At 54.6% G+C, this 16,152-nt stretch carries 15 protein-coding genes; 6 read left to right on the top strand and 9 right to left on the bottom strand.

Translation table 11 applies throughout. The annotated features are described in order from the left end of the window. Nucleotides 1-113: 113 nt before the first annotated feature. Nucleotides 114-2,486 (bottom strand): 1-deoxy-D-xylulose-5-phosphate synthase N-terminal domain-containing protein, encoded by a 2,373-nt coding sequence (locus ACR0LL_RS18645; RefSeq protein WP_480588692.1) that lies wholly within the window; start codon nt 2,484-2,486, stop codon nt 114-116. Nucleotides 2,487-2,501: 15 nt separating this feature from the next. Beyond that, the gene (locus ACR0LL_RS18640) at nt 2,502-3,701 is read right to left on the bottom strand and encodes a methionine gamma-lyase (RefSeq protein ID WP_480588691.1); all 1,200 of its coding nucleotides are present in this window, start codon (nt 3,699-3,701) and stop codon (nt 2,502-2,504) included. Between the two features lie 115 nt (nt 3,702-3,816). Here ACR0LL_RS18640 and ACR0LL_RS18635 point away from each other — a divergent pair, with 115 nt between their 5' ends. Beyond that, on the top strand, nt 3,817-4,269 hold the full coding sequence (locus ACR0LL_RS18635) for an Lrp/AsnC family transcriptional regulator (protein WP_480483733.1): 453 nt from the start codon (nt 3,817-3,819) through the stop codon (nt 4,267-4,269). 219 nt (nt 4,270-4,488) lie between these two features. Here ACR0LL_RS18635 and ACR0LL_RS18630 read toward each other — a convergent pair whose 3' ends face one another. From ACR0LL_RS18630 to ACR0LL_RS18605, 6 genes are all read right to left on the bottom strand, one after another. After that, on the bottom strand, nt 4,489-5,427 hold the full coding sequence (locus ACR0LL_RS18630; protein ID WP_480588690.1) for an HAD-IIA family hydrolase: 939 nt from the start codon (nt 5,425-5,427) through the stop codon (nt 4,489-4,491). Next, a complete protein-coding gene (phnE, locus tag ACR0LL_RS18625) occupies nt 5,391-6,206 on the bottom strand; it encodes a phosphonate ABC transporter, permease protein PhnE (protein ID WP_267366604.1) in 816 nt (271 codons plus the stop codon). The genes ACR0LL_RS18630 and phnE (ACR0LL_RS18625) overlap by 37 nt, the downstream gene beginning before the upstream one ends. Next, entirely contained in the window at nt 6,206-7,021 is an 816-nt protein-coding gene (gene phnE / locus ACR0LL_RS18620) for a phosphonate ABC transporter, permease protein PhnE (RefSeq protein WP_209507091.1), read from the bottom strand. The genes phnE (ACR0LL_RS18625) and phnE (ACR0LL_RS18620) overlap by 1 nt, the downstream gene beginning before the upstream one ends. Next, on the bottom strand, nt 7,018-7,812 hold the full coding sequence (gene phnC, locus ACR0LL_RS18615) for a phosphonate ABC transporter ATP-binding protein (RefSeq protein WP_480588689.1): 795 nt from the start codon (nt 7,810-7,812) through the stop codon (nt 7,018-7,020). The genes phnE (ACR0LL_RS18620) and phnC overlap by 4 nt, the downstream gene beginning before the upstream one ends. 60 nt (nt 7,813-7,872) lie before the next feature. Further along, entirely contained in the window at nt 7,873-8,847 is a 975-nt protein-coding gene (phnD, locus tag ACR0LL_RS18610) for a phosphate/phosphite/phosphonate ABC transporter substrate-binding protein (protein ID WP_480588688.1), read from the bottom strand. 61 nt (nt 8,848-8,908) lie between these two features. Beyond that, nucleotides 8,909-9,718, bottom strand: a complete 810-nt coding sequence (locus tag ACR0LL_RS18605; protein ID WP_480554950.1) for a DeoR/GlpR family DNA-binding transcription regulator — start codon at nt 9,716-9,718, stop codon at nt 8,909-8,911. Between the two features lie 224 nt (nt 9,719-9,942). On the opposite strand from ACR0LL_RS18605, the gene ACR0LL_RS18600 reads away from it, so the two are divergent. From ACR0LL_RS18600 to ACR0LL_RS18580, 5 genes are read left to right on the top strand one after another with little or no spacing between them, the layout of a single operon-like run. Beyond that, nucleotides 9,943-10,407: an NUDIX hydrolase gene (locus ACR0LL_RS18600; protein ID WP_480588687.1), complete on the top strand. Its 465-nt coding sequence runs from the start codon at nt 9,943-9,945 to the stop codon at nt 10,405-10,407. Between the two features lie 58 nt (nt 10,408-10,465). Beyond that, entirely contained in the window at nt 10,466-11,491 is a 1,026-nt protein-coding gene (locus ACR0LL_RS18595; protein WP_480519958.1) for an ABC transporter substrate-binding protein, read from the top strand. After that, nucleotides 11,492-13,708, top strand: a complete 2,217-nt coding sequence (locus tag ACR0LL_RS18590; protein WP_480588686.1) for an ABC transporter permease — start codon at nt 11,492-11,494, stop codon at nt 13,706-13,708. Continuing rightward, on the top strand, nt 13,705-14,775 hold the full coding sequence (locus tag ACR0LL_RS18585; RefSeq protein ID WP_480588685.1) for an ABC transporter ATP-binding protein: 1,071 nt from the start codon (nt 13,705-13,707) through the stop codon (nt 14,773-14,775). The genes ACR0LL_RS18590 and ACR0LL_RS18585 overlap by 4 nt, the downstream gene beginning before the upstream one ends. After that, nucleotides 14,776-15,342 carry a histidine phosphatase family protein gene (locus ACR0LL_RS18580; RefSeq protein WP_480588684.1) on the top strand — a complete coding sequence of 189 codons (567 nt, stop codon included), beginning with the start codon at nt 14,776-14,778 and terminating at the stop codon, nt 15,340-15,342. It abuts the gene before it with no gap. 3 nt (nt 15,343-15,345) lie between these two features. Here ACR0LL_RS18580 and ACR0LL_RS18575 read toward each other — a convergent pair whose 3' ends face one another. Further along, a complete protein-coding gene (locus tag ACR0LL_RS18575; protein ID WP_480588683.1) occupies nt 15,346-16,137 on the bottom strand; it encodes an inositol monophosphatase family protein in 792 nt (263 codons plus the stop codon). Nucleotides 16,138-16,152 lie beyond the last annotated feature (15 nt).

The raw sequence follows: 16,152 nt of genomic DNA, 5'->3' as shown, positions 1-16,152 counted from the left end.
GCCCTATGAATACGTCTGCAAGATCTGGACTTTAGAGCCAGATCGATTCATCCTAAATCCGATCCACCAAATGCCGGGACTGAACACCTAGCTGTGACGTCCAACACCGCTGCTCATGTGCGAAGCAAAGCCTTGCCATGGGTCAGACCATTCACCTTCTCCAGGATAGCGTCCGCGTCAATGCAATGGTGCCGATAGAGGTCGCCAATTGTCCCTGTCTGACCAAAATGTTCGACCCCCAATGGGATGGTCTGATGTCCCTGTACGGCACCCAGCCAAGACAATGTCGCGGGGTGTCCGTCAATCACGGTAACCAGCTTGCAGTGGCGCGGCAGACCGGACATCAAAGTTTCGATGTGGGACCGAGCCGCCTGATTGCCGCGCGAACGCGCCCGTTGCGCTGCCGTCCACCCAGCGTTTAGCCGGTCTGCCGAAGTCACCGCCAGCACTCCGATGTCTTTGCGTCCTTCGCCCATCACGCCAGCGGCTTTGATCGCTTCGGGTGCAACGGCCCCCTGATAGGCGATTACGACCTCGCAATTCGGCCCCGGTTTTCGCAACCAGTATGCGCCATCAATAGCACCTTGACGGAACTCATCGTCCACGCGTTTGCCAGGCTGTTCAATCGGGTTTGTCGTCAAGCGCAGATAAACCGAACCGCCTGTTTCGTCACGCAGCCAGGTGCGTTCGTCCGGTTGCCCTTCACCGTTACGCTGCAGATAGTCAAAGGCCCACTCCATTATCACCGCCAGTTCATCAGCAAAGGCTGGCTCAAAGGCCGCCAGCCCGTCCTGGCTCATCCCGATCAAAGGTGTGCCAATGGATTGATGCGCGCCGCCTTCTGGGGCCAGCGTTATGCCCGAAGGCGTGCCTACCAGCATAAAGCGCGCATCCTGATAACAAGCATAATTGAGCGCATCGAGGCCACGGCTGACAAAGGGGTCATACACAGTACCGATCGGGATTAGCCGCTTGCCGAACAGGGAATGCGAAAGGCCCGCAGCGCCCAAAAGCAACATGAGGTTCATCTCGGCAATACCAAGCTCGATATGTTGCCCTTCGGGAGTAAATTCCCATTTTGCCGTCGAGGGGATACGATGCTCAATAAAAGCGTCGGCTTGCTCGGATCTGGCAAACAGTTTGCGCCGGTTTACCCACGGGCCAAGGTTTGTTGTGCCTGTGACATCAGGAGACGTCGTCAGGATGCGCTCGGCCAATTGGCTGTCGCCTTTCGACAAGTCATCCAAAATCTTGCCGAAAGCCATTTGGGTAGAAATTTCGCGGCTTGTGTCAATGTCAATAGATGGAACATCCAGCTTGTCATCGAAATAGCGTCGCGGACCTTTGGCAAAGAAGGGAACTTTCGACAGAAAGTCTTTCAGCGCCTCCGGGTCCTGCACTGCCGCAAGCGGCTCCCATTCCTCGCCGGCGGGCACGCCCATATGTTCTTGCCACGCGACGAACTGGCTGTTGTTCATCAGCCCGCCGTGGTTGTCCTTGTGGCCCGCAATTGGCGTGCCCCATCCCTTGACAGTGTAGGCCAGGAAACAGGTAGGGCGGTCATGTTCGATGGCGGCAAAAGTTTGGGCCATGGTCTCAACGCAGTTGCCGCCGAGGTTTTCCATCAATGCAGCGAGTTCGGCATCTGTGCGCCGTTCGATCAGCGCCGTCACATCCCCCTGATCGCCAAGATCGTCCATGAGGCGCTTTCGCCAAACCTCGCCACCCATGAACGTCAGGGCCGAGTATTCCTGGTTCGAGCAGGCATCAATCCAGTCACGCAGCCGATCGCCGCCAGGTTCTTTGAAGGCCGCGCGCTGCAACACGCCGTGCTTCACGCGCACAACATCCCATCCGAAGGCATCAAAGATTTTTTCGATCCGTTCGAACAATCCTTCACGAACGATGCCGTCAAGCGACTGCCGGTTGTAGTCGACAATCCACCACGTGTTGCGCAGGCCGTTTTTCCAGCCTTCCTGCAATGCTTCGTATACGTTGCCTTCATCCAGTTCAGCGTCGCCTACAAGCGCCACCATGCGCCCCATCGGGGCTTCTGCCCCCCAGTTTTTGGCCTTGACGTAGTCCTGAATGATCGAAGCAAACGAGGTGATCGCGACACCCAAACCTACCGAACCTGTCGAGAAGTCGACATCATCGATATCCTTTGTCCGGCTGGGATAACTTTGCACGCCGCCAAACCCGCGAAAGTTTTCCATCTTTTCGCGGGTCTGGTTGCCCATGAGGTACTGCATCGCGTGGAAAACCGGTGATGCATGCGGTTTGACCGCAACCCGATCTTCGGGACGCAAAGCCGAAAAGTATAGCGCAGTCATGATCGAAACCATCGACGCGGACGACGCTTGGTGACCACCGACCTTTATCCCATCAACCTTGGGCCGGATATGATTGGCATGGTGGATCATCCAATGCGACAACCACAGCAGACGCTGTTCAACGGTTTTCAACTGGTTGGGATCATATGGCATGGTGGTCTCCGAGACTCAGGCGGCACTGCGGGCAGGGTAGGGCAAAGCTTGCTCTAAATCTGCAAGGATATCATCAACGTCTTCCAGCCCGACGGAAAGACGGATTAGACCGTCGCTGATCCCATGTTCTGCCCGTTCTTCCGCAGTATAAGTCGAATGAGTCATGGATGCCGGGTGCTGGATCAGGGTTTCTGCGTCCCCCAAGGACACGGCGCGCTGGATCATGTTCAGGCGGTTCATGAACTCGATGCCACCGGAAAGGCCAGACTTGATTTCAAAGGCGATCATGGCGCCGGGCTGCGACATCTGCCGTTGTGCGACATCGTGCTGGGCAAAACTCTCAAGCCCCGGGAAATAAACCTCACTGACGGCCGGGTGTGCCTGAAGGTAATCGGCGACAACCTTGGCGGACGCACAGTGGCGATCCAGTCGCAGGTTCAGTGTCTTCAGTCCACGCAGGATCAGCATTGCGTTGAAAGGTGCCATCACTGCGCCTGTCATGTCCTTCATGCCGACAAGCCGGATCTCAGAAATCTGCTCGGCGGTTCCGACCACAAGACCCGCGACCACATCGCCATGCCCGCCCAGATATTTGGTTGCGGAGTGCAGGACGATGTCCGCGCCGTGCTCGATCGGGCGGGTCAGATATGGGCTGGCATATGTATTGTCGACCACAACCTGTGCACCGACAGAATGTGCAATCTCTGAACTGGCAGCGATATCCACCAAGCGCATGTTTGGATTCGCTGGGGTTTCGAAATAGACGACGCGGGTTTTTTCAGAAACAGCGGCTTTCAGGTTCGCAGGGTCCGTCATGTCGACGTGGGTAATAGTGACACCCCATTTTGCCAGACCGTGGCGCATGAAAGCGAATGTGCAGCCGTAGAGCGTCTTGTCGACAATGACTTCGTCACCTGGCGACAGCAGGGTCCAAAGTACGGCGGTAATTGCGCCCATCCCGCTGGACAGTGCAAGCCCAGCCTCGGCACCTTCCAGCACGGCAATACGCTTTTCAAGAAGGTCACAAGTAGGGTTCGATATCCGACTATAGATATGACCTGCGCGCTCACCAGCAAACATTTCACCGCCGGCCTCTGCGGTTTCGAAGGAGAAGGTTGAGGTCAAGTGGAGGGGCGGGGTCAGCGCACCATCGTTTTCAAATGGATTGTAGGCATGATGAATGGCGCGAGTGGCAAATCCGGTTGTGTGGGTCACGGTGAGCTCCTGATCTAAGTTGTTACCACTTTGCGCCTTTACTTTGAGCAATGGGTTGCAATTAATGCCACATTAATTGTGAATATTGGCATATTATGCTAAAATTGGAGGGAAAATGGACGCCAAAGACAGACAGATCATTCGAGCATTGCAGCGGGACGGGCGTATGACGAACCAGAATCTTGCTGATGAGGTCAATCTGTCTCCTTCGCCGTGTCTGCGACGGGTCAAAAACCTTGAGGCCAGCGGTGTCATCAAGGGGTACAGTGCCGATGTGGACGCTGCTGCATACGGGATGGCGATAACCGTCTTTGTCCGTATCCGGCTTGAGCGGCACAATGAAACAGATGTGCAGAAATTCGAAAAACGCGTTCGAATGATCGATGAAGTTCTAGAATGCCATGTGCTGACCGGCGCAATGGATTACCAGTTGCGGGTATTGGTATCGGACCTCGAAGCATACGAAGACTTTATTCGAAACCGAATTCACCCGATCGGTGGAATAGCTTCGATCGACACCAGCTTTGTTTATGGAACAGTCAAGAAAACATCGGTTTTTCCGGCCTGAGAAAGTTTGAATTCTCGCAAGTGACCCTTAATATTGAGTTCCAGATTGTTAGGATGCGGAAGAACCGGATTCGAGTTTCCGAGACTGTGAGAATTTGCCGTTAGGCGAAAATCGCCAACTGGATACACCCAAAAAAGCAACATAATCATTGTTACGCGCGCCTTCTGCAAATCAACGCTGCCCGTTCGCTCTGCCAAAAATACGCTTTACTTCAGAATCTTAAGGTCGGGTCACGACAAAGTCCGGCACGATCGCTGCTTGCTTGATCGCTTCCTCGACATCATGCCCGGCGAAGAACCCAAAATCCGAGACAAGTGCGGAAGCCACTCCGGCATGACGCGCGCCCAGAATGTCAGTATGCAGACTGTCACCTACCATCAGAACGCGGGATTTGTCGACGGGCCCAAGTCGCTGAAAAGCAAGATCATAGATATTGCCGAAAGGCTTTCCATAAAACTGTGGCACTACACCCGTCCGGTCGGCCAAACGGTGCGCGAAAAGACCGGGTTCTTTGGAAAAGCCGTACTCGCGTGGGGCAACGATGTCCGGGTTGCCAACCAATACCGGGCGGGGTCGGCTTAGCAATGCCGCCTCCAACATCGCTTGTCGGGCTTCAGTCCAGGCGGCTGACCCGATCATCAGAAAACCATCAACGGTTTCGTAGGGCTGCGGGTCATCTTCCAGATAGGTTAATTTCAAACCTTCCAAGTCGCGAAGACCGGCGCTGGGTGTCGCCATCAAACCCCAGTGCATCCCACGTCGGCCATTCAGCCCGGACAGCAACGTAGCCCGACTGGTAATCACATCCTGCGGTGCGAAGTCATATCCCAGCCTGGTGTATTTCTCCAACAGCGTGGCGTGGGGAAACCCGGCGGCATTCGAAACCACCAGGACACGTTTGCCCGCATCCGTCAGTGACTTGATCCGTTCAGGTGTTTCGGGGATTGCCGTTTCTCCGATATTGAGAACCCCGAACGCATCCAGAAGAAATACGTCAAACTCATCCATAATTTCGGAAAGGGTCTCGATACGACGATAGCTCACGTCGTTCGGTTCAATATCTGGAAGGCGGTGCCGGACGGCTTCGTATGCCTTAAAAGCCTCTTGCGCTGAGAATCCGGTCAAATGATCGCTCCTCGTACTTTTGCCGAAACCCATTCGCTGATCATGACCGCAAAAAGAATTACAATCAGGATGAGGCTGACTTGCGGCCACGCCAGAACATTAAGCGAGGCCGAGAGCTGCAACCCGATGCCACCGGCACCAACCAGACCAAGCACTGTAGACTCGCGAATATTGATATCCCAACGAAAGACCGCAATTCCGGCAAAAGCTGGCAGGATTTGCGGAACGATCCCATATGCCATGACTTGCCACCGCGAAGCACCGGTGGCTGTGATCGCCTCGACCTGACCGTGATCAATCTCTTCAATCGCTTCATAAAGAAGTTTAGCGCAAAACCCGATTGAACGAATGGCGATTGCTATGACACCGGCGAACACGCCCGGTCCGATGATAGCGATCAATAGCAGCGCCCAGATCAGCGAGTTGATTGAGCGGGTCGAGACAATGACCAACAAGGCAATGGGGCGGATGAACAACGCCGACGGGGTAGTATTGCGGGCCGCCAAAAAGGCAACCGGCACGGCCATGCACAGAGCGATGATCGTGCCCAGTGTAGCGATGTTCAGTGTATCCCAGATCGGGCGACCCAGCTGGGTAATATAATCCCATTTCGGAGGTGTTGCGCGGGTCCAGATGTCGTTGGCGATACGGGGTGCGTCCCAGACGAAAAACCAGGTTGTCGATTCCGAAATGAGCTGCCAACAGTAGACAAAAACCGCTACTCCCAGAAGCCAGCCAAACCAGCGGACCAGGCTTTGGCCCGTCGTCCGCCTGCGCCAGATTTGTGTATCGTCGCGTTCAAGAACGGGCATTACTGAACCCTCGCGCGGATAATTCCCGAAAGGTATTCGAGGGCCATGACGATCCCGATGATAAGGATCAGAATGGCGGCTGCCGTATCATATTCATATCGATCAAACGCGGTGTTGAGTGTCGCGCCAATGCCGCCTGCCCCCACCAGCCCCAGAATAGCGCTTTCCCGGAAATTGATGTCGATCCGGTACATGGAAAGACCCACAAGCCTAGGCATGATCTGAGGCTGAACCCCGTAGTTGATCCATTGCAGCCATCGTGCACCAGAGGCCTGAATCGCCTCAGCCTGAACTTTGTCCATCGCCTCGATATCTTCGGCCAAAAGCTTGGAAAGAAACCCAATGGTTGCGAAAGACAGCGTCAAAAATCCTGCCAGCGGGCCAAAGCCAAAGATGGCCACAAGCAAAATGGCAACGATAATTTCCTGCAATGCCCGGCTTAACGCGACAATGCCGCGGCACATTATGTAGATTGGCAACGGGGCGATATTACGTGCAGCCCCCAATCCTATCGGGATCGAAATCAGGATACCGACAACCGAAGCGGCCACGGTCATCACAATGCTTTCCAGAAGACCGGCCCAGATATCTGACCACCGTGAAATGAAATCTGGGCTGGTAAAGGCAAGGACGAACGCCCATCCCCTGTCCAGTCCCTCATAGACCCTGCCCCAATCAACATCGATGGTCATAAAAGCCGCAATCAGGTAGGCGAAGAACCCCAGTATCAATGCCCTGCGCAGCAACGTGTTTTTGATAAAGGCCGGTTTGCGCCAACCTTTTCCCAGCATGTCGTCAAGTTCTCGATGGCTCATTCTGCGGCCTCGACATCTTCGCCCTCATCCACTTTTTCGATGGTCGCTTCCCAGTCTTCCTCACCGTAAATCTCGGTCAGCTTTTCCGGGGTAAGCCCTGTTGGAAGGCCATCAAACACGATTTCGCCAAAGCGGAGGCCCACGACACGGGGAACGAACATCTGGGCTAGTGCTACGTCATGGATGTTGATGATAGCCGCCAGCCCACGCTCCTGACACAGTTCGGTGATCAACCGCATGATCTGACGACTGGTCTTCGGATCCAGCGACGCGGTCGGTTCATCGACCAGCAACAACTTTGGGTCCTGGATCAGGGCGCGGCAGATACCGACCCTTTGGCGTTGACCACCCGACAACTCGTCCGCGCGTTTGTCAGCCATATGCAACAGCCCCACCCGGTCCAGCAGGCGGAAAGCCTCGTCCACATCCGACTGCGGATACCGCCGTAGAAAACTGCGCCAGAATCCGACATACCCCAACCGACCGGACAATACGTTTTCCATCACGGTGAGGCGTTCGACCAGAGCATATTCCTGAAAGATCATACCCATTTCGCGGCGTGCTTTCCGCAACGCACCCGACCCGAGTTTGGTCAGGTCCATGTTATCCAGAAGAACACCGCCGCTTGTAGGCTCAACCAAACGGTTGATGCAGCGGATCATCGTCGATTTTCCCGCACCCGAGGGCCCGATCAGTGCAAGCACCTGCCCTTTGGGCACCTCAAGATCGATGGCCTTCAGTGCCTGATCTCCGGTCCTGTAGGTTTTCGTCAGCTTTTGAAGACGCAGCATAAAATGCCCCCGATTAGGGTGGATAGCGGGCCTTCTCAGGCCCGCCTGATTAAGCATGGCTTATTGGCAGGCGTAGGAGACGCCGTTTGCCGCGTCAATTTTCCGAATGACGTCCCAGAATTCCTGGTAAGTCATCTCAAGAAATTGGCCTTCGTTCGACTTGGAAAACTCTGCTTCAAGCGTTGTCCCTTCCCACTCGAAGTTGAAGAAAGCATTGCGGATTTTCTCCTGCAATTCGGGCGTCAGGTTGTAGACAGTGCCAAATCCGGTGGTTGGGAAGGTCTGCGATTTGTAAATCGTAACAACATCTTCCTCCTTGATCACATCCCGCAAAATCATCCGTGCCTTTACCGAATTTGCAATCGATGCCGCTGGATAGTCCTTGTTCGCCACACCAAGGATCGAGTTGTCGTGCTTTCCCGAATAGACGGGTTCGAAGTCGCGATCGGGCAGAAGATCGAAGTCACTTTTCAGGATCGCCGACGGTGCTTTGAAGCCCGAGTTGGACGTGGGTGACGTAAAGGCAAGTTGCTTACCTTTGATATCCTCAACCTTTTCGATGCCCGAGCCTGGGTAGGTGATGATCTCCATTTCATAACCGAAGTTACCGTCTTTTGAGGCCATAATCGTAAACGGTCGGAACCCGGCACAGTTTACTGCCAGTGGGTTGGACCCGGTGTTGAAGCCCGCAATATGCAGGCGTCCCGACCGCATCGCCTCGATCTGGGCGGCGTTGTTTTGGACCGGAAAAAAGACCACGTCCTTGCCTGTCTCAGCCTTCAGATGCTCTAGAAAGTCAGACCATGCGGTTTTGTATACGGCTGGATCTTCGACCGGTGTATAGGCAAAAATCAGGGTGTCAGGATCAATTAGCTGGGAAGAATCTGTGGGGATATCCGCAATCAAATCCCCATCGACGTCGCAAAACCGCTCGTCCAGATCACCCCTCGGGCAATCTTGCGCCGAAGCTGTCCCGGAAAGCGACATGAGCGCAAATGCCGATGCCCCAACCAATATTCTGATGTCTATCTTCATGTTTTCCTCCCAGTCATGCGCGGTCATTTTGCAGTCCGCTGTTCGTCATTCATTTCAGTGTTTACGGGGCGACAAGAACATCAACCTCGGCACCGTTGATCGCGTTAAGCAACTCTCCTGTTGGTTTCGTGTCGGAAACTATGGAATCCAGGTTGGTCAGGTCTCCGACCTGAGACAGGCCTTTACGGCCAAATTTCCCTGAATCGATTAAAAGATGTCGATTTGCTGCGCGCGTCAGCATCATTCTTTTGACAGCCGCAAAGCCGCGCACGGTTTCTGAAGGGCCTTCGACCGAAAAACCTGACGAGCCGATCATGCATCTGTCGACATTGAACCGAGACAGGAATTCCAGCGTTTCGGTTCCGATCGTCGCAGATTCGGTTGCCAGATATTCTCCTGGACAAAGCAGAACCTCGGCAGCCCCATGGCCGAGGGTCATTGCCACCGGGATTGAATTCGTAATCACTGTGCAAGGAGTGCCGAGATAGGCCAATGCACGGGCCATTTCGATTGTGGTCGAACCGGAATCGATCATGACCGTTTCACCATCACGAACCAGTCCCGCCGCGCTGATACCTATGCGTTCGCGCTCCTCAATCCGCGCGTTGGCTCGCTCGTCCAGACCTGGATAATGCCCTTGCGCCGGGGCAGAAGCCCCTCCGTGCGCGCGTGCGATCAGGCCGTCATTCGACAGGGCGTCAAAATCCCTGCGCACCGTCTCGTTAGAGACGTTGAAACGCTGAGCCAATTCATTGATGCGAACGTGCGGGCGAAGCTTCAACTCCAGCAGTATTTGCTGGCGCCGGTCGGATTTTTTTACCCTACCCCGTCCCTTTTCAATCGTTTTGGCACGTATTTTCGTTTTGGACATCCAACAACCCAATCAGGTTTCAAACCCCACTTTTGTGGGATTTCGGGCATAATGCAATAATTTTTGTTGCATAACCCTCAGTAGGTTGTGACAATTCGGAAGAGTCCAAAGCGCAAGGCAAGAATGTGTGAATTGCACCGTTTCAAAGTGAAAACCTAAGAACCACCGTTAACGACTGAAGGTTATTCTGGGTGCGCTATTGATACCGTGTCATTGAGGGCAGCATGAGCGACGGTAACATAACAGACCAGATTGCAGCACTTCCGATGCGCTGGGACAGGTATGGAAAACTACGCGTTCTGATGGTGACTTCGCGCGATACAGGGCGGTGGGTCATCCCAAAAGGTTGGTTGATGGAAGGAAAGAAACCTTGGCATGCCGCCGAAATTGAAGCCCTGGAAGAAGCAGGTGCAGTCGGGGCAATCTCGAAACAGCCGATTGGCCAATTTTTCTACGACAAGCGCTTTGAGGGCGCGAATAGCGTTCGCTGCCGCGTTACCCTCTATCCCATGGTCGTTGAAAAACTGAAGCGGCGTTGGAAAGAACGGGACGAACGGACGCGTCACTGGTTTTCACCGGGGAAAGCGGCAAAGCTGGTGGAAGAAAGAGATCTGTCAAGTTTTCTGAGAAATCTGACGGGCAATCAGAACGCCCAGTCTGTCATTAACAAGCTACGAAAAGCTGGATGAGAAAGCGCCTGACAAAACAAAAGACACTGGTGCACGATAACCAAAGGGAGGAATGATAATGAAAAAACTTACATCCACGGCCGTCGGGTCGCTGATTGCAATAGCCGCATCTGTGTCGGCAGCGCAGGCAGACAAGCTGACACTCTATTGCTCTGCGCAGGAAGACTGGTGCCAACTCATGGCGCGCAGTTTCGAAGATGCAACGGGCATCGACGTCAACATGACGCGTAAGTCGTCAGGCGAAACCTTTGCCCAGATTCGTGCCGAAAGCTCGAACCCGAAAGGAGACGTGTGGTGGGGCGGTACGGGTGATCCGCATTTGCAGGCCGCCGAAGAGGGCCTGACAATGGAATACATGTCGCCAATGCGCGACCAGCTTCATGATTGGGCAATTTCCCAAGCCGAAAGTGCCGGAAACAGAACGATCGGCATTTATTCCGGCGCACTTGGGTATGGCTATAACGCAGACCTGCTGGCGGCCAATAACCTACCCGAACCCGCCTGTTGGAAAGACCTGCTAAAGCCTGAATACAAGGGTCACGTTCAGATGGCCAACCCGAACTCGTCTGGTACGGCCTATACAACGCTGGCCTCGATGGTGCAGATCTTTGGCGAGGATGAAGGTTTTGAGTTCATGAAAGGCCTGCATTCGAATATCAACCAGTATACAAAATCCGGATCTGCACCAATCAAAGCAGCCGGTCGAGGCGAGAACACGATTGGCATCGTCTTCATGCATGATGCGGTAAAGCAGGCTGTATCGGGTTTCCCGATCAAGGTAGTCGCGCCATGCGAGGGTACCGGATACGAAATTGGGTCGATGTCCATTATTGAAGGTGCCCGCAACGAGGAAGAGGCGAAGAAGTTCTATGACTGGGCACTGTCGCCTGAGGCGCAGAACCTTGCTCTTCAGGTCAGCGCGTTTCAGGTGCCATCGAACAAGAGCGCAGAAACGTCGGAAAGCGCGCCTGACATGAGTCAGATCAAGCTGATCGACTATGACTTCAAAAAGTATGGTTCCTCAGACGAACGGAAGCGTCTGTTGCAGAAATGGGACGAAGAGGTTTCGGTTCTGCCGCAGTAAATGGCCAACCATATTACAAAAAAGACCCGTCCGGTTCTGATCTTTTGGGTCATCGCCGGGTGGGTCGGGTTTTGCCTGCTGCCGTGGTATATGGTCGACGGCGGCCTGTGGTCATTCGAATGGCTTTTTGACGGCTACCCGTTTGACGAAGATTATGCCCCCGCTGCATTCCTGATCGCACAGGGTGAGAAGCTTTGGCTTGCCCCACTGTTGATCGCTCTGACCTTACCCCTTCTGGTGCTGAAGCGAGCCAAGTCTGACCCGCTCTATGCCCGGGTTCTGATCCTTTCCGGTGCGCTCGGCTTCGGCTGGTTGATCGCACAGGGATTCGGGATTGGCATCAGGGGTTTCAATTTCAATTGGTTGGAAGCCTATTTTGGCGAACTTGGTGATCGCCAATTCGGTATGGGCTATGGCGCAATGATTTGCGCTTCAAGCTTTCTGTTCCTGTTGACCCAAGGCATTGCGGCAAGAGGTGCCATCAACGGTGACGTCTTTGTTGTTAGTGCGATTGGCGGTGTGATTACCATCGTCACCGTCTTTGTCTTTTTTCCGATCGCCAAGATGCTGTTCGCTGCCTTCGTCACTGAAGATGGCGCATATTCCATTGCTGTCTTCTTTTCAAAATTCTTTGATGCCCGGCTTTGGGGGTTGGGGTGTTTTTATGGTGCCAGGTGTGGCGCGGCATGGAACTCGCTGTTTCTTGCCATCCTGGTTGGCTTCGTCACGACTGCCCTGGGTTTGTGCTTTGCACTGGTCGTGACCCGCTCGGGCTTTCGCTACAAACGCGTGTTGCGGGCTTTGACTGTTCTTCCGATTATCACCCCGCCATTTGTGATAGGCCTCGCGCTGATCCTGCTTTTTGGCCTGTCAGGCTCAGTCACACGGTTCGTCGCCGAACTGTTCGGCACGCAGCCAACGCGCTGGCTGTACGGAATGCCAGGCATATTCATAGCACAGGCCCTTGCGTTCACACCCATTGCATTCCTCGTTCTTATCGGCGTGGTGGAAGGCGTCTCGCCATCTATGGAGGAAGCGGCCCAGACTCTCCGCGCCAGCAGATGGCAAACGTTCAGGACAGTGTCCCTGCCCCTGATGCGCCCCGGTCTTGCCAATGCATTTCTTTTGGGCTTCATCGAAAGTATGGCCGACTTCGGAAACCCGCTTGTTCTGGGTGGGAATTTCGACGTTCTATCGACCGAGATTTTCTTTGCCATCGTCGGGGCGCAATATGACCAAGGACGGGCCGCCGTTCTGGCCATGGTATTGCTGTTTTTTACTCTTTCGGCCTTTTACGCACAGCGTGTTTGGCTGGGCAAGAAAAGCTATACCACCGTAACAGGCAAAGGCGACGCAGGCGTGCACCCTTTGATGCCTACGGGTCTTTCTGTTCCCGTGCTGGTAATCGCTCTTGGCTGGGCGGTGTTCACGATCATTGTCTATGCAATGATCATCTACGGCAGTGTGGTCGAGCTTTGGGGGGTCAATAACTCCCTGACCCTAAAACACTACGTCACGGCATTCTCTGTTCGATTTGAAGAAGAGGGCATTCGTTGGACCGGCGCCGCGTGGGACAGCTCCTGGACCACCATAACCATTGCGGCAATTGCTGCACCTCTGACGGCAGCGGTTGGGTTGGTCACAGCTTACCTGTTGACCCGGCAAAGCTTTGCGGGAAAGAACGCTTTCGAGTTTGGGACCATGCTGTCCTTTGCAATCCCCGGTACGGTGATCGGTGTCAGCTATATTCTTGCCTTCAACGTTCCGCCGATCGAAATAACCGGCACAGGTGTTATCCTTGTTATCAGCTTCATATTCCGCAACATGCCGGTTGGGGTCCGTGCGGGCATCGCCAGCATGTCGCAACTCGACCGCAGTCTCGATGAATCCTCGCTGACCCTTGGTGCAAACTCGTGGCAGACATTTCGTCGTGTCATTCTGCCGCTGCTACGCCCCGCGATACTGGCCGCGCTTGTTTACAGTTTTGTCCGCGCGATGACGGCGATCTCGGCTGTGATCTTTCTGGTCAGCGCCGAATACGACATGGCAACCAGCTATATCATCGGGCGGGTCGAGAATAACGACTATGGTCTCGCCATTGCTTATTCGACGACGCTGATCTTCGTGATGCTGGCAGCGGTCGGGTTATTGCAATTTCTCGTCGGTCGGGTCCAGATCGGTCGGCGCACACAGAGCACAACGGAGACACCCTCATGACCGACAACAAAATCGGTTCCAAGGCCGCCCCGGTATTATTTGAGAACGTGTCGAAAGTGTTCGGCAAAAACGTTGTGGCTGTTGATAACATTAACCTTCATGTCGAAGCGGGAAAACTGGTCACGCTGCTTGGTCCGTCAGGCTGTGGGAAAACAACGACGTTGCGCATGATTGCCGGTTTAGAGATGGCAAGCTCTGGCAAGATTATGATTGGCGACCGGGACGTCACCAAACTGCCCGCAACAGACCGCGACGTATCAATGGTGTTTCAATCATACGCGCTGTTTCCCCACATGAGCGTGCTGGAGAACGTGATGTACGGCCTCACATTCTCGGGCTTTGCCAAGGATGAGGCTCGCAGCCGCGCCTTGCATGGCTTGCAATTGGTAGGGCTCAAGGGGTTCGACAATCGCCTTCCCTCCGAACTCTCGGGTGGTCAGCAACAACGTGTCGCCGTCGCGCGAGCGCTGGTTCTAGAACCACAGGTTCTGCTGTTTGACGAGCCGCTATCCAACCTTGATGCCAAGCTGCGACGCCAGGTGCGCGAGGATATCCGGGCCATTCAGCAAGACCTTGGATTGACGGTTGTCTATGTCACCCACGATCAGGAAGAGGCCCTGGCCGTCTCGGACGAGATTGTTGTGATGCGGAACGCCGCGATCGCTCAGATGGGTACACCTCGCGAGCTTTATGATGCCCCGAATGACCGGTTTGTTGCCGATTTCATAGGCGAGGCAAACCTGCTCAACTGTCAGATCGTTGCAACCGACGGTGATACTGCAACAATCGAGATCGAAGGTTACCGTCACACTCTGCCGCGTCGGGGTTTGACCAATGGGCCCGCGACCATCGCTGTACGACCCTCGCGCCTTGTGATTGGTTCTGATGACGGCATCGCCGCTACAGTGGCCAAGGCAACCTATGTTGGCGTGCGGATGGAATACACGCTGACCGGCGCATTTGGTCAGGTTTTTGCGGTCCACGATGATGTTGATGCACCGCTTGCACCGGGTACCGAAGTCAGGATGGGGTTTGCGGGCAAAGGGCCGGTACTTCTGCCTGACTAGATGCCGAATTTACTGATCATCACTCACCCCGAGGTCGTTATTGATCCGGATACCCCCATTACGGAATGGGGTCTGAGCACGACAGGTCGCCGGCGCGCCGCATCCTTTGCCGCCAGTGAAGTTATGGCCAATGTCAGCCATATCTGGGCCAGCAGCGAACGAAAGGCTCGTGACACTGGTGAGATTCTGGCCGCGCCCTTGGGGTTGCCTCTAAATATCCACCCGGAACTTGGCGAGAATGATCGGAGTACCACTGGTTTCCTTCCACGGGAAAAGTTCGAGGCGGCCGCCGACGCATTCTTTGCCCAGCCGGACATTAGCTTTCGCGGTTGGGAAACTGCGGCCGACGCGCAGAAGCGCATTCACCGGGCAGTCTTGGAAATCATTCGTGCCCATGGCACCGGAGACCTCGCCGTCGTTACACATGGCGCGGTCGGGACATTGTTGTGGTGTGAACTTTCCGGAAATCCGATTGACCGCCAGTACGATCAACCGTCACAAGGCCATTATTGGCAGGCAAGCCTGACAACTCTGCGACCTTATTCTACTTGGTTGCCAATGGCCTAGACGTTAAACGCCCCAAGCGTTCTCTGCGATTTCCAGCAAGCCTTCAAATACATCTGGCGTTCCTACGATCACACGCCCACCGTCGCGGATCATCGCGTCGGCGTCTTGATCTTCGACAACACCGCCCGCTTCTGCAACCAACAATTGCCCAGCCAGACAATCCCAGGCGTTCATGTGTTCTTCCACATAACCCAGAAGTCGCCCGGCTGCGACATAGGCCAATGACAATGCCCCGCTGGCGTTTCTGTGAAACATGGAACCGCGCTCGATCAGTTCTGCGACCACCGGCACGACGTGGCGAGTTTCTATCCGGTTCGAATAGCCCACAGAAACCGTCCCATCCCGAAGAGCAACCCCAGAGGCCACGTGTATCGGTGAACCGTTCAGTGTCGCGCCCTCTCCGCGTGTTGCCACAAAGGTTTCATCCATATTAGGATCCCGGATCACACCCACCGCAGTGCGCCCTTCGGTGACACCGGCCAGAACAATCGTCCATACAGGTAAGCCATTGACGAAATTCGTAGTTCCATCAATTGGATCAATCACCCAGTCAAAACCGCTCTTGCCTGTGGCAGCGCCGTGTTCTTCGCCAAATATCCCATCCTGCGGCCAAGCATCCATGATCTTTTGGCGAATGAAGGCTTCGACGTTTTTGTCCGCCTCGCTCACCCAGTCCTGAGCACCTTTTTGATCGATGACCAGATTACTCCTGTCCAAGAAGTATTTCTCGGCTATCACCCCAGCTTCTTCACAGACCGCGATGGCAAAATCTCTGCGTTCCGAAAGACGATTCATGGCCTGTCCTTTTGT

The organism is Ruegeria sp. AI2, from assembly GCF_056541275.1.
This window is presented reverse-complemented; position numbering and strand designations above follow the sequence as displayed.